11 protein-coding genes are annotated in these 20,750 nt (G+C 39.8%); all 11 read left to right on the top strand.

Features of this window, described 5'->3' with window-relative positions; translation table 11 throughout:
• Window positions 1–7 precede the first annotated feature (7 nt).
• Window positions 8–850, top strand: a complete 843-nt coding sequence (locus tag VK159_RS04210) for a glycoside hydrolase family 16 protein (RefSeq protein ID WP_324228892.1) — start codon at window positions 8–10, stop codon at window positions 848–850.
• 66 nt (window positions 851–916) lie between these two features.
• Window positions 917–2,314: a sialate O-acetylesterase gene (locus VK159_RS04205; RefSeq protein WP_324228891.1), complete on the top strand. Its 1,398-nt coding sequence runs from the start codon at window positions 917–919 to the stop codon at window positions 2,312–2,314.
• Window positions 2,315–2,470: 156 nt separating this feature from the next.
• Complete coding sequence (locus VK159_RS04200) at window positions 2,471–4,120, top strand: right-handed parallel beta-helix repeat-containing protein (protein WP_324228890.1); 1,650 nt, start codon at window positions 2,471–2,473, stop codon at window positions 4,118–4,120.
• A 16-nt stretch (window positions 4,121–4,136) separates the two neighbouring features.
• Window positions 4,137–5,576 carry a sulfatase-like hydrolase/transferase gene (locus tag VK159_RS04195; RefSeq protein WP_324228889.1) on the top strand — a complete coding sequence of 480 codons (1,440 nt, stop codon included), beginning with the start codon at window positions 4,137–4,139 and terminating at the stop codon, window positions 5,574–5,576.
• A gap of 38 nt (window positions 5,577–5,614) precedes the next feature.
• Window positions 5,615–7,069, top strand: a complete 1,455-nt coding sequence (locus tag VK159_RS04190; protein WP_324228888.1) for a sulfatase-like hydrolase/transferase — start codon at window positions 5,615–5,617, stop codon at window positions 7,067–7,069.
• Between the two features lie 240 nt (window positions 7,070–7,309).
• Window positions 7,310–11,407 (top strand): hybrid sensor histidine kinase/response regulator transcription factor, encoded by a 4,098-nt coding sequence (locus VK159_RS04185; protein WP_324228887.1) that lies wholly within the window; start codon window positions 7,310–7,312, stop codon window positions 11,405–11,407.
• A gap of 237 nt (window positions 11,408–11,644) precedes the next feature.
• Window positions 11,645–14,731, top strand: coding sequence for a glycoside hydrolase family 2 TIM barrel-domain containing protein (locus VK159_RS04180; RefSeq protein WP_324228886.1), 3,087 nt, complete (start codon window positions 11,645–11,647; stop codon window positions 14,729–14,731).
• Window positions 14,732–14,736: 5 nt separating this feature from the next.
• Window positions 14,737–16,269 (top strand): arylsulfatase, encoded by a 1,533-nt coding sequence (locus VK159_RS04175; protein WP_324228885.1) that lies wholly within the window; start codon window positions 14,737–14,739, stop codon window positions 16,267–16,269.
• A 7-nt stretch (window positions 16,270–16,276) separates the two neighbouring features.
• Window positions 16,277–17,452, top strand: a complete 1,176-nt coding sequence (locus tag VK159_RS04170) for a formylglycine-generating enzyme family protein (RefSeq protein WP_324228884.1) — start codon at window positions 16,277–16,279, stop codon at window positions 17,450–17,452.
• 84 nt (window positions 17,453–17,536) lie between these two features.
• Entirely contained in the window at window positions 17,537–19,039 is a 1,503-nt protein-coding gene (locus tag VK159_RS04165; RefSeq protein ID WP_324228883.1) for an alpha-L-fucosidase, read from the top strand.
• A 57-nt stretch (window positions 19,040–19,096) separates the two neighbouring features.
• Window positions 19,097–20,617 (top strand): sulfatase, encoded by a 1,521-nt coding sequence (locus VK159_RS04160; protein WP_324228882.1) that lies wholly within the window; start codon window positions 19,097–19,099, stop codon window positions 20,615–20,617.
• Window positions 20,618–20,750: the final 133 nt, after the last annotated feature.

The raw sequence follows: 20,750 nt of genomic DNA, 5'->3' as shown, positions 1-20,750 counted from the left end.
TTGTTGAATGAAATTTATTCTTTTTTTGTTTGCCCAATTGTTTTCGACAGCTTGTTACAATGCCGGCGAATTAGCTGCACAAACAATTCCCGTTCAATACAAACTGGTTTGGTTCGATGAGTTTACTAAAGACGGTGTACCCGATCCGAAAAAATGGAAATTTGAAAATGGTTTTGTGAGAAATGAAGAGGCACAATGGTATCAACAGGAAAATGCGATTTGCGAAAACGGATATCTTGTTATTACAGGAAAGAAGGAACGCAAACCCAATCCAAACTTTATACAAGGAAGTACCAGTTGGAAAACAAACCGTGCGTTCATTGAGTACACCTCTTCAAGTGTGGTGATGCAACGGGAACATGCGTTTCAATATGGCAAAATAGAAGTGCGTGCAAAGATCGATGCACAAACAGGTTTGTGGCCCGCCATCTGGACAGTTGGTGTGTCAGGCGAATGGCCCTCAAATGGCGAAGTGGATATAATGGAATATTACGAGGATAAGATTCTGGCCAATTTTGCAATTGCAGAAAAGGAGCGTTACAAAGCAATATGGGATGGGGCATCAGTAAAATTAGACAGCCTTGGAGGAAAAAAATGGGCAGATCAATTTCATGTATGGACACTGGAGTGGAGTGAAAATGAAATGAAGATTTTTGTTGATGACCTTTTACTCAACTCTATTGATCTAAAACAAAGTATTAATAAATCGGATGGGAAGAATCCATTCCGTCAACCACATTACCTGTTGCTGAATCTTGCAATGGGGGGCAACAGAGGTGGAAGTTTAGTCAATACAATTTTACCTTCGAAGTATATGATTGATTATGTACGGATTTATCAGAAGCAGTAAGCAATCGGTTTAATCGTTATCTTTTTATCAGCAGATCAGTGGTTTAATTTTCATCAATCGAAACACATGCGGAACTATTTTTTATTAGCGGTTTTAATTTTCCTTTCGAATTGTTTGTTTTCGCAAACCCGCTTGCCGGCCATGTTTAGTGATAACATGGTTTTGCAGCAACAGCAAATGGTTTCAGTTTGGGGAGTTGATAATCCCAATGCTAAAATTACTGTTCTTGGCAGTTGGGGAAAAAATGCGACTGCAATTACCGATGCAAAAGGTCATTGGAAACTGAAGTTACAAACGCCTGCAGCAGGTGGCCCTTACACAGTAGTGATCAAAGGAAGCAAAGAAGTAACATTGAAAAATGTGTTGATCGGTGAAGTGTGGTTCTGCTCGGGTCAATCAAATATGGAGATGCCGGTGAAAGGTTATTCCAATCAACCCGTTATCGGCAGTAATGAAACAATATTGAATTCTTCGAACGATAATATTCGTTTTCTCAACACATCCCGTTCTGCCAGTATCACTCCTTTGTATGATGTAAAAGGAGAGTGGAATGCAGCCGGTCCCGCAACCACCGGAAATTTCAGTGCAACCGCTTATTACTTCGCAAAAAAATTACAGTCGGTTTTGAACGTGCCTGTTGGTATTATTCAATCGGCATGGGGTGCTTCAACAATCGAAAGCTGGATGGATAAACAAAGCTTATCAGAATTTAAGAACAAAATCATTCCCAATAAACTTCCTGACAGTATTCCCAACAGAACTCCAACAATTATGTACAATTCCATGTTGCATCCATACATTGGTTATACAATCAAAGGAGTGCTATGGTACCAGGGAGAATCAAACCGTGAAAATGCAAGTGAATATTATGCGTTGTTTACTTCCATGATCAACTCATGGCGTAAGCAATGGCAGCAGGATGATTTTCCTCTTTATTTTGTACAGATTGCACCAATTGAACCGGGTAAAGTAAATGCCGCTTTTTTGCGTGAAGCACAGTTGCAAACAATGTTATCAGTTAAAAATACCGGGATGGCCGTTACGATGGACATTGGCGAACGAACAGTGATTCATCCTGCACAAAAAGAACAAGTGGGGAACCGCCTCGCTTATTGGGCACTTGCAAAAGATTACAATGTAAAAGGCATTGCTTTCAGTGGACCGGTTTATAGGCAACTGGAAAAAACAGCGAACGGCAGATTGATGTTGACGTTTGACTACTGTGATCAAGGGTTAACGAGTTTTGGTAAACCTCTTACTGATTTCGAGATAGCAGGTGAGGACAAAGTATTTTATCCTGCTCAGGCAATGATACGGAATGATAAAAACGGTGTACTCGTTGTTTGGAGCGATGCAGTTAAAGAGCCAGTGAGTGTTCGCTATGCGTTTAAAAATTGGGCAGAAGGGAGTTTGTTTAATACGCAAGGATTGCCGGCTTCCTCTTTCAGAACCGATAATTGGTGATGCTTTTCCTCTTCGGACATTCTATTTGAATAGAATACCCCCCTTTTTTGAAGCCATGCTTTCAGCCTTTTTAAGCTGTTACGGTTAGCTTTAGACAGTTAACGGACAGGCTTGTACTTACCGTAGAGCATCTGAAAAGGGTTAATCATCAGTTCAATGAAAATCAAAAAAATAGTCTTCTTAATACTTCTTGTTTGCTTTAGTTGTTCGTTAAAAGCAACAAATTATTATATCAATTCAGTAACTGGTAACGATTCAAATAAAGGAACCAGCCCAACGAATTCCTGGAAAACCGTTTCGCCGGTAAAGTTGATTCAATTAACCGCCGGCGATTCTATTCTTTTTGCAACAGGACAAAAATTTACCGGCATGTTGTCGCTCATCAATGTAAAAGGCAGTGCCCAACATCCTGTTGTTATCAGCAGTTACTCATTTAAAGGAAGTAAATCAAAACCTGTTATCGATGCGGGTGAAGAATTAAATGCATTGTTGATCCAAAATTCTTCCTTCGTACAGGTAAGCGGAATTGAATTGACTGGTATGTTGCCTTATCAAAAAAGTACAACAGTCGGTAAAGCTGAAATGCGTTGCGGTATTCTGGTTGAAGTAACAAAAGACGAGGTATTTGAACATATCAAGTTGAACGATGTGCTGGTGCATGATGTGTATTACAATCCAAAAGGCTTTACACGTTCAGCAGCAGAAATTAAAACGGCCAATGGTACACAGAGTTATGGTTGGGGAATCCGTGTCATCAATAATACAAAGGCGGGACGATTAACAAATTTGAAAATCTTAAAGTGTGAAGTATTCAATGTGAGTCATACAGGAATAAAGGCGACCGGTTTTGTAAACAGCATTCAACAATTGGAAATTGCTGAATGCAAGGTGTATCAAACAGGCGGGCCGGGTATGCAGTTTTCAGGAGTAACGAATGGACATATTCATCATAATAAAATTGATCATTCAGGTTCAACGGCCGATAGCAGAAACTGGGGCCGGGGTAGTGGATTGTGGACATGGAGTTGCAGCAACATTTTGATTGAACACAATCGCTTTGAAAATGCAAACGGCCCCGGCGATTCTGCAGGTGTACATATTGATTACAATTGTAATGATGTAATAATACAGTATAATGTAAGTGCAAATAATGCAGGCGGTTTCTGCGAAATCCTCGGCAATAATTACAATTGTGCATACCGCTACAACATCAGCATTAATGATGGCTATCGGGTTAAAGGAGTGAACGGTGCTTTTCAGGAAGGAAAGATTTTCTGGCTAAGCGGTTACCAAGGGGATCAAAAGAAAAATGCAGGTCCCTACAACAGCTATTTCTACAACAATACCATTTATGTTGCTGCTAATATTATTCCAAAGATAGCAGTAAGCAGCAGTGCCGATGGAGTGTTCATTGCCAATAATATTTTTTATTTCGAAACAGCTGCCCAAACGGTGGCGGGTGATCAAAAAAAGAAAGAAGTAGATATTGATGGTGTGCCGAATGTGGTGTTTGCCAACAATCTTTTTTTACGGGCCGATAACTGGCCAACTGATTTTGCTTTCAAAGATGTTGCGCCAGTGTATGGCGATCCGTTGTTTAAAAACAAAGGAAGCGTACAGTTGAAAGATTATGTACCTGCAAATACAAAACTGATATTGAACAAAGGAATCGCTGTTCAGCCAATTCCAAACGACAGCATCGGTATTCGTATTGGCTTGAAAGTGCAGCATGATATTTTAGGAAATCCAATTCAGGGAAAACCGGACATGGGTGCCATTGAATTAAGTGATGATAAAAAGAAATAATTTAAAATAATAATCGGTGAACAGAAAAAGAATTCAAACTGGTATAATTGGATTATCTGCAATCTTGCTGATCGCAACAGCATGGGCTTTTACGAAAAAAACAACAGTGCAGTCAGTTGTCAATCAGGACAGACCAAACATCATCATCATTCTTACCGATGATCAGGGTTATGCTGATGTTGGTTTCAATGGATGTAAAGATATTCCTACGCCAAACATCGATCGAATTGCAAAAAGTGGTGTTGTGTTTGCCAATGGATATGTAAGTTATGCAGTTTGTGCACCCAGTCGTGCAGGTCTTATCACCGGTCGTTACCAGGATCGTTTTGGTTACAGTCGTAATCCGCTGTATCGTCCGTTCGACGCAAGCATTGGTCTTCCGCTTACTGAACAAACATTGCCGGAGTTTTTAAAGCAAAACGGTTACAATACCATGGGTATTGGCAAATGGCATTTAGGTGTGCATGAAAAATTCCGTCCATGGAACAGAGGCTTTAATGAATTTTTTGGATTCCTTGGTGGTGGACATCGCTATCTGCCGGAAGAATATACGATCGTAAATCAGGATAGTGCAAAAAACGAAGGAGAGAGTTATCGTACCAAACTTATACGTAATAATAAATCAGTAGAAGAAAGTGAATATTTAACCGATGCGCTGTCAAGAGAAGCTGTTTCTTTTATTGAAAGAAACAAGCAACAACCATTCTTCCTGTACCTCGCTTATAATGCACCACATTCGCCGTTACAGGCCACTCCAAAATATTTGAGTCGCTTTGATCACATAAATAATCCGAAGCGCAAAACATATGCAGCCATGGTAAGTGCTGTTGATGATGGTGTGGGTACAGTGTTGGATAAACTGCAACAATTAAATCTTACAGAAAATACCATTGTTATTTTTCTATCGGATAACGGTGGGCCTGAAAGCGATAATGGCAGTGATAATGGTCTGTTGCGTGCGGGTAAAGGATCACTTTTTGAAGGTGGAATACGAGTGCCGTTTGCCATGCAGTGGCCAAGCCAGATCAAAGCAAATACTAAATATGAGCAACCGGTTATTTCATTAGACATTTTTGCAACCATTGCTGCTAACATCGGTAAAACAGCTGCGCCAAAAAATGAGCTGGATGGTGTAAATATCCTGCCATATCTCATAGGAGCAAAGAAAGGATCACCACATGAGTATTTGTTTTGGCGACAATTTGATCAGAAGAACTATGCGGTACTTCATCAATCGGGTTTGAAAGAAGTGATTTTAAGAGATTCGAGTTTCTCTCTTTACAATTTGAAAGCAGACATTGAAGAAAAGACAAAGTTGGATGATGCAAAAATGATGAGCACATTCGAACAGCAACGAAAAAAATGGGAAGCGAATACTGTTGCACCACTTTTCTTAGGCTTAAACCAGGAAGAACAGTACGAACGTGAAAAGAAAGTACAACAGAAAAAACAGTAGGCTCCAGGAAAATAGTTAACAGCATATCGACATTAGGAATGAAATGTATTCAATCAATAGATAAAAAAAAGCGCAGCATTATTGCAGCCGGTTCATTGCTGGCTTTCACCTTGATCGTTTTTTTTATCATCAGCTGCGGTTTTAGAAAAGATAGCAGCGATGCAAAACCAAACATCATTGTCATTTTGATTGATGATGCAGGTTATGCCGATTTTGGTTTCATGGGTTCAAAAGATCTGCAGACGCCCAATCTTGATAAACTGGCAGCACAGTCTATCCGGTTTACCGATGCACATGTTACAGCATCTGTTTGCAGTCCTTCAAGAGCAGGATTGCTAACAGGTAAGTATCAACAGCGTTTTGGCTATGAGTGTAATGAAGGCGAAGGATATACAGGTATGGATACTGCCCAAACAATCATCCCGAAACTATTACAACAACAAGGTTACAGCACTGCAGCGTTTGGCAAATGGCATCTTGGTTTTGAATCAAGTCAACATCCGTTGAACAAAGGCTTTCAATACTATTATGGTTTTTTAAGCGGCGGCAGAAGTTATTTTTACAAACCCGAGAAAGACGATCGGAAAGGTTCAAGAAATGCGCTGTTGGAAAATCGTCAGCAGATAAAATTTGATGGCTATCTTACTGATGTGCTTGGCGACAAAGCGGTGGACTATATCCGAAAAAACAATGATCATCCGTTTTTTATGTATTGGGCACCCAATGCGGTGCACACACCAATGGAAGCAAGCGAAGCTGATATGAAAAAGTTTGCCGGGCATCCACGACAAAAGCTGGCGGCCATGACTTTTTCGCTCGACAGAGCAATCGGTAAAATGATGGATGAATTAAAGCAGCAGGGATTATTTTACAACACGCTTATTTTCTTTTTAAGTGATAACGGCGGGGCACATAATAATCAATCAAGCAATTTGCCTTTGAAAGGTTTTAAAGGTAATAAATACGAAGCAGGTCACCGGATTCCGTTTTTGGTGAGTTGGCCAAAGAAATTTAAAGGAGGAACAGATTTCAACGGACTCACTTCATCACTGGATATTTTTCCAACCGCTCTTGAAGCGGCCGGTGTTCAAATGAATACATCGTTGGGTTTAGATGGTGTAAGCCTCTTGCCTTTTTTAACAGTTGAAAAAAACAAAAGTCCGCATGAACAATTGGTTTGGCGGAAAGATGCGGAGGCAGCTATTCGTTTGAATCAATACAAACTGATACGTGTAAAAGGGTTGGGCGAGCGTTTGTATGATCTGAATCAAGACCCTGGCGAAACAAAGGATCTGCAGTTGCAACAGCCGCAGCTGTTCTCATCCATGAAACAACAGCTGCTGACATGGGAAAAAGATAAAATGAAACCTATCTGGACAGAAGGTGCAGTTTGGGACACCATCACATGGATGATCCATGATGATTTAATGAATAACAGAAAGGTGAGAGTCCACAATCCGGAGGAATTAGAAAAACTACGTTTAAGAAAATAGACATTTGTAACCTGATAAATAGCACAATCGTATGATTACAAAACCCAAAAGTGAGAATGTTGAAAAAAACAATCAACGGATAAACATAAAGCTGGCAGTAATTTATTTTTTATTGGTGCTTCTGTTTATCTCATTGTTAGTATTTTTATAGTTGTTTTGTGCAAGCTTTTAAAATACCTTCAACTAACATGGAATTCATCTAAATTGTAAGTTCGAGTTAACGATTAATTTAGAAACGCTTTGCCCTCCTCTGTAAAAAAATATGCTTGCCTGCTCTTGTTGGTTTGGGTAACTGTTGCCGGTTATACCCAGCAAGCCAGTTCCTTTATCAGTATTTCCGATCAGTTGGTGAATAATGAAGTTACTTCCATCATTCAGGATAAAAATGGTTTTATCTGGTTTGGTACAAGGGGTGGATTGCAACGCTTTGATGGATATGAAATGAAGTTGCTGAAAAATGATTTTGGAAAGGGCAGCAATCTTCTTAGTCAATCGATTGAAGTGTTGCAAAACGGAAAGCAGAATAATATCTGGATCGGTACAAAGTCGGGCGGATTGAGTGGATATGATTTGAAGACCGGTAAAGTAACCAACTACCCAAACAACAACCCCAACACCACAGGGTTTAATGCAGATTATATTCTTTCCATATTAGATACTGACAGCGAAAAGTTATTCATTGGCACATGGAAAGGTTTTCAATACCTCAATAAAAAAACCGGCGAATTCAAGATACTAAACAGCGTTTGGAAAACCTTTGATATACAGCCCGACGGGAATGGGGGGTATTGGCTTGCCACAAACAGTGGGTTGAAACATCTCAATCAAAACCTGGTCAACGATATTTCGTACAACTTTGCTGTAAACAATATCAACATTACCTCCATTGTAAATGATAAGGCGAATAACTGTTTGTGGCTGGGTACATGGAACGAAGGTTTACTTCAATTTGATCTCTCCACAAAAGCGTTTAAAAATTACCGCCATCAAAAAAACAATCCGGCTTCTTTAAGTTCAAATAATACGTATCGTATTTTACTCGATTCAAAAGGCAGTTTATGGGTTGGAACATGGGGTGGTGGATTAAGCCGCTTCGATCGCAAAACAGAAACGTTTGAAAAAATACATTTAAACATTCCGGGTTTATTTACAAACGATAATCAAATCATCTTAACCATACAGGAAGATCCTTCGGGGTTGTTGTGGGTTGGTACTGATGGTACTGGTGTTTTTAAATTTGATCTGAATCAGAAAAAGTTTTCAAACATTGGGTATGAAAATTTAAAAAGCCCGTTGTTGGGAAGTACGCATGTACTTTCAGTGTATGTAGATCCTTTTAATAGACTTTGGCTGGGAACAAAAGGCGGCGGTATACAATATTCAGGCAATTGGAAAACATTTACTGAGCTCAACATTGAAGAACCGGAAATAAGTGCAGTGCAGGAATTGCCCTATGAAAGTCGTTCATTTATGCAGGAAGGCGATTATTTATGGGTTGCTACAAACAAAGGACTGATCCGTATTCGCAATAAAGTAGCAAAGCCGGGGGCTTATGAAATTTTTGAACCGAGATTCAAAGATTCCACGTCCATCGGCGGAAAAAAAATAAATGTGCTCGTGAAAGATTCTTCCGGCAGAATCTGGATCGGTACACAGGAAAGCGGGCTCAGTTACATTGCTGGATATGATAAAAAGAATCAACCCATTTTTAAAAACTATCTGCCGGCTTACGGTGTAAAAGGTGCGTTACAAAATGAACGGGTGAGTTGTTTATTGGTTGATTCGAAAAAACGATTGTGGATCGGAACGTACAAAGGTCTGCATCTGTATCAACCATCAACAGATCAGTTTGATGTGTTTGTTCAAACTGATGAATATAAAAACTCTCTCAGCAACAATACGATTCTTTGTTTGGCCGAAGATAAGTTTGGAAACATCTGGGCCGGTACGCAATATGGGTTGAATAAAATTTCCGGGTTCGATGGTAGTCAATTAAACGTTGCCAGTTATACAACCAAAGAAGGTCTTCCGAGTGATTATATTCATGCCGTTGTACCTGATGAAAAAGGAAATATCTGGGCGAGTACGAATAAGGGCATCATACGATATAATCAAACGAACAACTCGTTTGCAGTTTTTGATAAGCGTGATGGTGTGCAGTCAATCGTTTTTTCGGAAAATGCTTCGTGTAAAGATGCAGGTGGTCGTTTCTTCTTTGGTGGGCTTGAGGGGTTAACTTATTTTTTCCCCGACAGTATTCAAATCAATCAGTTTTATCCGCCGATCTACTTTACCAATTTAACCGTCAACAATACGCCCTACGAATTTGGTACAGGAACAACAGACAGTTCAATTCTTCGCAAACCATTTTATGAAACGGAAAGTATAACGTTAAATCACAAGGAAAATATTTTCTCCATTGAATTTGCTGCACTCGATTATCATGCACCTGATAAGAATGAGTACATGTATAAACTGGAAGGGTTTAATGAAGCGTGGGTGTATGCCGGTAACAACCGGTTGGTTTCATTTACGAATCTGAAGCCCGGTACTTATCAGTTAAAAGTAAAAGCAACAAACAGTGATAAAACCTGGAATCCGATCGCACATCAATTAACCATAAAAATATTGCCGCCACCCTGGAAAACATGGTGGGCCTACAGTATTTATATTGCTGTGTTCATTTTTCTTCTTTGGTTAACACGATACCTGGGGTTGAGACAGGTTGCATTAAAGAATCAATTAACGCTGAGTAAATTTGAACGGCAGCAGGAAAATAAACTGGCCGATTTTAAAGAGCGTTTGTTTACAAATATTTCGCATGAATTCCGCACGCCGCTCACGTTGATCCTGGGGCCGCTGGATGATCTGCTGCAACGGAAAAAATTTGAAGTGCCTGTTGAAAAAAGTCTCCGCCTCATTCAAAAACAATCGAAGCGAATGTTGCGGATGGTGAACCAGTTGCTCGATTTTCAGAAAGCAGAGGCCGGAAGTATAAAACTTTCATTGCAGCCGGGTGAGATCGTGTCGTTTTGCCATGATATTTATATTCTTTTTAATGATGAAGCAAGCAGACGAAACATTGATTACAAATTTTATTCACAGGAAAAATATTTTTCGTTTACGTTCGATCATAATAAACTTGAGATCATTGTTTTTAATATTTTATCGAATGCATTTAAATTCACACCCAATGGCGGGCGCATTGAGTTCAACGTAAAGAAAAACGCTGATCAATCTTGTGAAATAAGTATTCAGGATACCGGGAGAGGAATACCTTTGAATGAAATTGACCGGATATTCGATCGGTTTTACAGAGGAAGGGCCGAAGATGCCACCACCATCTCCGGAACCGGAATCGGACTTTCGTTTGTAAAAGAATTAACGGAACTGCACAGAGGAACAATAATTGCCGAAAGTGACGGTGAGCATGGCAGTTTGTTTACGGTTAAATTACCTTCGTCAACCGCAGCAGAATCCTTACTGAATATTTCTGCAGAGCCTTTGAATTATACCAATCAAAACATTGAAACAAATTTAAATTCAGATACTATGCCTGAAGAAAATGATCAGATGAGTCAGGAACAGGAGCTGCCGATTATTCTGGTGGTAGAAGATGAATCTGATATGCTGCAGTATGTTTATGAAATATTATCTCCTTCGTTTAAAGTAGTCACAGCAACAAACGGCAGAGAGGGTATTGAAAAAGCATTTGAAACCATTCCTGATTTGATTGTAAGTGATGTAATGATGCCGGAAGTGGATGGTATTGAATTGTGCCGGAAATTAAAATCGGATAAAGACACATCGCATATCCCGATTATTCTGTTAACAGCATTGTCGGATATGGCGCATCATGTGCAGGGCATTCGTGAAGGGGCAGATGTGTATTTACCCAAGCCATTTAACTCGCAACTTTTGCTGGTACATATTCACAACCTCATCAACTCCAGGAATACGCTGAAAGAATTTTATGCCAAACGGATTTTTCTCGGTACAGGAAATTTTGAGATAAAAACATTTGAAGAAGAGTTTTTGGTAAAGCTGATGAAGCTGGTGGAAGAGAATATTTCAAACAGCAATTTCAACAACGATGATCTGGCCAATCTGATGTTTATGAGCCGGTCAACGTTTTACCGGAAGCTAAAGGCCGTAACTGGTATGTCGGGTAATGAATTTATACGAACTGCCCGTTTAAATTATGCAGCTAAACTGTTGGAAAGTGGTAAGTATTCGGTAACAGAAGCTGCGTATGAAGCAGGGTTTAACGATATTAAATATTTCAGGAAACGTTTTCAGGAACAATTTTCAGTTTCTCCTTCCGAGTATAAGAAATAGTGGAGAGTGAAAACTGATTACTGAACATCAGGTGTATTGCTACGTTTGTCCCCCTTTTTTGAGAGGGACAGGTAATCCGGTTATGATAATTTAGCTGCAATTGCCATCATCTTATTCTTGCTGAACTGCATACCAATCAGTTTGCATAACAGCAAAACCGGATTCAAAAATGTAGTAATGAAAGTTTGCCTGAATAAAATCTACTTCCAATTTATTTGTTTATGCATTGCAGGGCTCGTGCAAATTTCTTTTGGATATGCACAAAGTACAGCCCCTGATTGGGAAAACCCACGGCTTGTTGATGCGAACAAAGAAGCACCGCATGCTTCCTTTCTGCTGTTCGACCGCAAGGAAGATGTGCTTTCTGATGATATGAAACGCTCAACGTTTTATCAATCACTAAACGGTACCTGGAAATTTTCTTATACCGATAACTTCAGGAACAGACCGCTAGATTTTTTCAAAACAAATTTTAATGATGCAACCTGGAGCAACTTGCCTGTTCCCTCCAATTGGGAGTTGCAGGGTTTTGGAATGCCCATTTATACGAACATTATTTATCCGTTCCCCAAAAATCCGCCATTTGTCGGTAACGATAATCCCGTAGGCTCTTATCGAAAGGAATTTACTGTACCCGATAACTGGAGCGATAAAGATGTATTGCTGCATTTTGGTTCAATTACCGGTTGTGCACTGGTATATGTGAACGGACAGCAGGTTGGAATTACTAAAGCATCGAAAACAGCTGCTGAATTTAACATCACAAAGTTTTTACAAAAAGGAAAGAATTTATTGGCCGTACAGGTGTTTCGTTGGCACGATGGCAGCTACCTGGAAGATCAGGATTTTTGGCGTTTGAGTGGAATTGAACGGGATGTTTTCATTTATGCTCAGTCATCACTCAGCATTTGGGATTTTGAATTAAAAGCAGATCTTGATAACGGATATAAAGATGGAATGTTTGCTGCTGATGTGTTGCTGCGTAAGTTTAAAACCACTTCAATAAAAGATGCTGTGTTAACTGTTGAGTTGCAAGATCAGAATGGGAAAATAATTTACAGTCAAAAGAAAAAAGTAAATCCTTCGGCCAATAGTCTACAGCAAATCGCATTCAAGTCGAAGATTTCCCAACCAAAACAATGGAGTGCAGAAACGCCTGACCTGTACAATGCGATCATTACATTACAACAGGCATCAGGTGCAATCATTCATACCACAGCTGCAAAAGTTGGTTTCAGAAAAGTAGAAATTAAAAACGCACAGTTGCTGGTAAATGGGAAAAAGATCATGGTGCATGGTGTTAACCGGCATGAGCATGACGAATATCTTGGTCATGTGCCCACCCGTGAATTAATGATCAAGGATATTCAGCTGATGAAGCAATACAATATTAATGCTGTTCGTACTGCACATTATCCTAACGATCCATTATGGTTGAAGTTGTGCGATGAATATGGTTTGTATGTGGTGGATGAAGCGAATGTTGAAATACATGGCATGGGTGTTTTGCCTGGAAAAATTGATACAACAAATCATCCCGCATATCAACCGGAGTGGGCGCCTGCAATTATGGATCGTATAAAGCGAATGGTTGAGCGTGATAAAAACCATGCATCAGTTATTATCTGGAGCATGGGCAATGAGTGTGGCAATGGAAATGTTTTTCGTGATGCATATCAATGGATGAAGGAGCGAGATAAAAGTCGGCCGGTGTTGTTTGAGCAGGCAATGGAAGAATGGAATACAGATATTGTGAGCCCGATGTATCCCAGTATCAAATACATGAAAGATTATGCAAAGGATGCAAGCAAAAAGCGACCCTTCATTATGTGTGAGTATGCGCATGCCATGGGCAACAGCAGTGGTAATTTCCAGGAGTATTTTGATATCATCAAATCAAGTGCACATATGCAGGGTGGTTTTATCTGGGATTGGGTGGATCAGGGCATAAAAACCAACGATGAAAACGGTAAACCCTATTGGGGATATGGTGGCGACTTTGGTGCAGGTCATTTGCAGAACGATGAAAATTTTTGTGCCAACGGATTGGTAGCAGCCGATCGTTCGCCGCATCCTGGTATTTATGAAGTAAAGAAAGTGTACCAAGATATTATCTTCAAAGATAAAAATTGGCAGAGCGGCGTGATTGTGGTTGAAAACAATTTCAATTTCACAAACTTGTCAGGCTATCAATTCAAATGGGAATTGCTGAAGAACGGAATGCCGTTTCAATCCGATACTTTTTCGTTGAACTTATTACCTTCATCTTCTGCAGAAGTAAAACTAAATATTGATGCAACAGATAACAATGATGAACTGATGTTGAATGTATATGCCGTAACAAGAGCAGCAACAGCAGCAATACCTGCTGGGCATGAAGTGGCCCGTGAGCAGTTCGGCGGAAACAGCAAACAGTTTTTCACGCAAAGCAAAACAACACAAGGCAAACTGGAAGTGAGTAAAGTTGCGAACATGATCAACTTTAAATCAGGTGCAGTGAGTGGCAGTTTCAACAGTAAAACAGGAAAGTTTGTTTCTTATCAGATCAGTGATGTGTCGTTGATCACTTCTTTTCCTGAACCATATTTTTGGCGAGCTCCAACAGATAATGATTTTGGTAATCAAATGCCGCAACGTTTAGGCTTTTGGCGAAATGCACATACGCTGATTCAACTCGATACAGTAAAAGTGCAGCAACAAAACAAGGAAGGTTTCGTAATTGATTGCTATTATCGAATGACCGGAGTAGATGTTCCATACATCATCAGCTATCAATTATTAAATAACGGTGCAGTTAAAGTCACAGCTTCCATTGATCTTCAGAATAAAAAATTACCGGAAATGCCTCGTTTTGGTATGCGGTTGACGTTGCCAAAGTCGTATGAACAAATTGATTTCTATGGAAGAGGTCCATGGGAAAACTACAGCGATCGAAACACTGCTGCGTTTGTTGGGTTGTATCAACAAAAAGCTGCCGATCAGTTTGTGAAAAATTATATACGTCCACAGGAGAATGGATATAAAACCGATATTCGCTGGGTGCAGTTTTATGATGAACAGAAGAATGGCATCAAAATAACCGGTGCACAACCCATCTGTTTCAGTGCCTTGCCTTATACAACAGAAGATCTTGATCCCGGTGTTACGAAAAAGCAACAACATCCATCCGATTTACATGAACGGAAGTTTATGTCGGTGCATATCGATTTAAATCAACGTGGAGTGGGAGGCGATAACAGTTGGGGAGCTTATCCACATGCACCTTATTTATTAACGAAGAATAAGTATACTTACAGTTATATAGTTGAACCTGTTTCAAAATAATTTATATGAGGACAACAATCATGAATCGATTCCTGCTTGCAACGCTGTTACTGTCGTTTGCTGTAACAACGAATAGTCAAACAAGTAAAAACAAAAAGCCGAATATTATTTTGATCTATACGGATGATCTAGGGTTTGGTGATGTAAGCAGTTACGGCACTTCTGCTATACCAACGCCAAATATTGATCGCTTGGCAAAGAATGGTGTGCGTTTTACCAATGCACATGCAACATCTGCTACTTGTACACCTTCACGCTTTTCGCTGCTTACTGGAAAGTATGCATGGCGAAAAGAGGGAACAGGCATCGCTCCCGGTGATGCAACATTGTTGATTCCTGTTACAACTACAACATTGCCCGGTATGCTGCAAAAAGCAGGATACAATACAGCGGTGATCGGCAAATGGCATCTTGGTTTGGGTGATGCAAAAGGTATTAATTGGAATGAAAAAATAAAACCCGGCCCTGCAGAGATTGGATTTAATTATTCGTTTTTAATTCCTGCAACAGGTGATCGTGTTCCTTGCGTATTTGTAGAAAATCAGCAAGTGGTGAATCTTGATAAGAATGATCCGATAACTGTGAGTTACACAGGACCTGTTGATCCGAACGCACCAACCGGAAAAAAGAATCCGGAGTTGTTGAAAATGCATCCATCACACGGGCATGATATGACGATTGTAAACGGCATCAGCCGTATTGGTTATATGAAAGGTGGCAATGCTGCACTCTGGAAAGATGAAGACTTTGCCAACATACTTGTGCAGAAGGCCACAGCTTATATCACACAACAAAAAGCAAATCCCTTCTTTTTATATTTTTCAACACACGATATTCATGTGCCACGTATTGCACATGAGCGTTTTGCAGGAAAGAGTGGCTTTGGTCCGAGAGGTGATGTGTTATTACAATTAGACTGGACAGTTGGACAAATTGAAGAAGTATTGAAGAAGAATGGTTTGTTAGAAAATACATTGATCATTTTCACCAGTGATAACGGACAGGTAATTGATGATGGTTACAAAGATGATGCCGTTGAAAAATTAGGTAATCATAAACCAAACGGTATTTATCGAGGCGGCAAATACAGTGCGTTTGAAGCAGGTACAAGAGTTCCATTTATTGTGAGTTGGAAAGGAAAAGTAAAAGCAGGTAAAGTAAACGATGCATTATTCAGCCAGGTAGATTTGTATGCAAGCTTAGCAGCTTTGGCCGGCGTTAAAGTGGAAGCAGGGCAGGCACCCGACAGTAAAAACTATTTGCAGGTATTGCTCAATCAAAGTAACAAGCCACGTGAATTTTTGATTGAGCAATCCATTAACTCAACATTATCGTTATTGGTTGGCGACTGGAAATACATTGAGCCATCAAAAGGTCCGAAGATCAATAAGGATACAAATACGGAATTGGGTAACGATCCAAAGCCGCAATTATATAACTTAGCAACTGATCCGGGTGAAACAAAAAATCTGGCAGAAGTTTACCCTGAGCGTGTAGCTGAAATGAAGCTTAAGTTAGATAATATCAGACAAAAATAAAATTGTATTGAAACAACTCATGTTGAATAACGATTGCCTGAAAAGTATAAAAGGAAAAAGGACAACACAGTGGCTTACTGTTTTTGTTGTGTTGACTATAATCAGTTACGGTTGTAAAAACAATGAAAATAAAGAACAGGTACAGCAACAAAAAGATTCAGCTATATCCTGCATGCAACTTCCGTCGAGGTTTGGTGCCGGTGCCGATAGTTCTTCAGTTGCATTCGGTGGTGATACTTCGTTAACGGGAATGGTGTTTATTCCTGGCGGCACATTTGAAATGGGAGGCGATAATGAACAGGCATCAGAAGATGAATATCCCAAACATAAAGTAACAGTTAATCCATTTTACATGGATGTTACAGAAGTGACCAATGCACAGTTTCAAAAATTTGTTGAGGCAACAGGATATGTAACCACAGCAGAACGCAAACCCGATTGGGAAGAATTGAAAAAGACAGTACCACCCGGTACAGAAAAACCAGCGGATAGTTTGTTGGTAGCAGCATCGTTGGTATTTAAACCAAGCAATGGCCCTGTTGATTTGAATAATTATTCGCAATGGTGGAGTTGGGTGGCAGGTGCCGATTGGAAACATCCCGAAGGGCCCAACAGCAGTATCAAAGGAAAAGAAAATTTTCCTGTTGTACATGTTAGCTGGGACGATGCTATGGCCTATTGTAAATGGGCCGGCAAGCGTTTGCCAACAGAAGCAGAGTGGGAGTTCGCTGCAAGAGGTGGGTTGAACAATAATATTTATCCATGGGGCAATGAACATGTAAATGTTGGTGCGCCGAAAGCAAATAGTTGGGAAGGAAAGTTTCCTTACCTAAATGAACAACGTGATGCATTTTTAAAATACGCTCCCGTGAAAACATACAACTGCAACCGGTATGGTTTGTTTGATATGGCCGGTAATGTATGGGAGTGGTGCAGCGATTGGTACGATCATAATTATTACCAATCAGTAGCAAACAATACGGTTGTCAATCCAACCGGTCCGCAAAAAAGTTTTGATCCGCAGGATCCTTATACACCCAAGCGGGTGTTGCGTGGCGGAAGTTTTCTTTGCAACGACAGTTATTGCAGTGGTTATCGTGTTGCAAGAAGAATGAAAAGCAGTCCCGATACAGGACTTGAACATACAGGTTTCAGATGTGTGAAGGATGCAACGGCTAAATAACAGATACAGTAATTTCTTTTTTATATCTCCGGCAGAAATAAACGCATTTCTATTTATCCTGAACGGGTACTCAAAATTTGTTTGATGAATTTCAACATAAAATTTCAACGTGTATTTATTCTTCTGTTGCTGACATTCGTCTGCATTCATTCCACTGCACAAATACTACAACCGGCAACTACTCCAAACGCTGCACAAACGGAATTGATCAAGCGAGGCTATGGTATGTTCATTCACTTCGGCGTTAATACTTTTACCGATCTGGAATGGTCGGATGGTACTACACCTGCAAGTGCATACAACCCAACCAATCTCGATCCTGATCAATGGGTGCGTACTGCAAAGGAAGCAGGCTTTCGTTATGTATTATTGATCACAAAACACCACGATGGTTTTTGTTTGTGGGACAGTAAGTACACGGATTATGATGTGGCTTCATCACCCGTTAAAACAGATGTGGTAAAAGCAGTTGCAGATGCATGCAAAAAATACGGACTGCAGTTTGCTATTTATTATTCACTTTGGGACCGGCACGAACCTTCCTTTAACGATAAAAATCCCCAAGCATATATTGATTATATGCTCAATCAATTAAAGGAACTGTTCACTAACTACGGTTCTATTTGTGAATTGTGGCTAGATGGTGGTTGGAAACGAAGTCCAAACGATTGGGGTATTGATCAGGTGTATAAACTGGTGAAAGAGTATAACCCCAAATGTGCTGTAAGTGTTAATCATACAATCGTAAATGAAGAAGGCAAACGAAAATTCACTTTGCCTTCGCTAATGACAGAAGACAATAAATATTTCTTTCATTACTTCCCAAGCGATTTCAGATTGTGGGATCCGAAGATCATCACCAAATTTGATAAGAAGCAATATCTGCACGAAGGAAAATCGTATTACCTGCCGTATGAACATACGATTTGTCTCAGCAGTCGCTGGAACTGGTTTCAAAAATCAGCACAACTTCCGGTAAGAGAGTTGGATGAACTGCAGGAATTATTTTATTGGTGTACTGATAATGATAATTCACTGGTGATAAATGTGCCGCCGGATAAAACCGGGCGAATAAGAGAGTATGAAGCATTAACAGTAATTGAATTGGGAAAACGGTTAGGTTTGTCGGCTAATAAACCATTACCCAAAAACGGGAAATTCATTTCTTTGTTAAAGCCCGCTGCTGCGAGCAGTGAGTTTGTTGATAAAGACATTACCTACAAAGCATCATTTGTAAACGACGGGAGTCTTGACAGCCGATGGCTTGCTGCAGATACGTTGGCTGAATTAACGATCGATCTCAATCCTGCTGAAGCATTTAATAAGATCAGCATCTTTGAATACAAAGACACAAAGAATTTGCCTGACGGCTTTTCGCAAATAAGAACCGGAAGAATTCAGGAGTATAGCATTGATATCTTTCAGAATGGACAATGGCAAACAATTTATTTAAGTACAGAGCCGATGGGGGATTGCAAAGTGATCAGGTTGCCACGCAATTATAAAACAACGAAGTTTCGGTTGAAGATAACGAAAGCAACAGCACCGCCTTCTTTGTATGAGTTATCGGTGATAAAGCTTTTGTAACCAAAATATACAGTCATCTGGAAACTTTGAAACACAAACGATCAAACAAAAGAAGTTATGTATAGAAATTTTATTGTCTTATTGCCACTTCTTTTTGTTCAATATACTTTAGGAGCCCAAAGTAAAGGCAAGCAACCGAATGTGATCGTTATTCTTGCAGATGATCTTGGATGGGCCGATCTTTCATCCTACGGAAGTACATTTTACGAAACGCCTAATCTTGATAAACTTGCGTCAAACGGCATTCGTTTTACACAGAACTATGCTACCTGTCCGGTATGCAGTCCTACACGTGCAAGCATGATGACGGGAAAGTATGCAGTAAAAACAGGTGTTACAGATTGGATCAAAGGACGACAGGAAGATGGGAAAGCCATGCCGTATGAAAAATTAATAGCACAACCAACCGCATATCAATTGGCATTGCAAGAAAAAACAATTGCTGAGTATGCGTTGGAAAATAATTACAAAACATTTTTCGCAGGTAAATGGCATTTAGGTGAAGAAGAAAAATATTGGCCGCAATACCAGGGATTTCAAACTAATATAGGTGGTTGGAGTAAAGGGTCACCTACCGGAAGAATAAACGATACAACAGGTGGTTTTTTTACACCGTATAAAAATCCAACCTTACCTGATGGCCCAACAGGTGAATATTTGACTGACCGTTTATCGAATGAATGTCTATCGTTTATCGAACGTAATCAGCAAACTCCTTTCTTTCTAATGTATTCGTTATACGCCGTACATAATCCATTGCAGGCACCGGCTGCTTTAATAAAAAAATATCAAGCGAAACAAAAGGAGCTCGGCATTCAAAACAAAGATCGTTTTGCAAAAGATGAAGACTGGATGAAATATGAAAACGGATGGCGAAGAAGATTGGTGCAGGATAATCCGGTGTATGCAGCCATGATTGAAAACATGGATTGGAATATTGGGCGAATGTTAGAAAAGCTGAAGCAACTGAATCTTGACGACAATACATTGGTGATCTTTACGTCTGACAATGGCGGCTTAAGTACTGCAGAAGGAAGTCCCACCACAAATGGTCCGTTACGTGCAGGGAAGGGTTGGTTATACGAAGGTGGCATCCGTGTTCCGTTGATTATGTATTGGAAAGGAAAAATTATTGCAGGATCAACTTCTGACCTGCCTGTAACTACTGCCGATCTGTTTCCAACAATCGCCAAAGCGATCAATGAAAAATATCGCAAAGAAAAAAGCATTGATGGTGAAAATATTTTGCAGTTGTTGAATAAACCACAAGCTTATCAAAACAGGAAACTTTACTGGCATTATCCGCATTATAGTAACCAGGGAGGTAAACCCGGATCAGCAATACGGGAAGGAAATTATAAGCTCATTTATAATTATGAAGATGAAAGCGTTGAACTGTATGATGTTGTAAATGACATAGCTGAAAAAAAGAATATCGCATCTGCAAATCAAAAATTAGTGAATCAACTAAGAAAGAAGTTACAAAAGTGGCAAAGAGAAACAAATGCACTGACGCCATATAAAAATCCCGGATACAACCCATCTGTTGTTGTAAGCCCAACAACAGGCCATCAATGATTGTATAATTTCTTTTTAGGATTAATGGTTCTCCACTTCAATTCTTCTAAGCAATATCGGTTATTGTTTGTTTAGTCATGATAATAAATCTGCTCCTGAAAGTAGAACATTTCTTTGCAAAAAATCCTGCCTC

This window comes from Lacibacter sp. (genome assembly GCF_035299325.1).
Lineage (GTDB): Bacteria > Bacteroidota > Bacteroidia > Chitinophagales > Chitinophagaceae > Lacibacter.
Note: the sequence above shows the minus strand (reverse complement) of the source record. Positions and strands in the feature narration are given on the sequence as shown.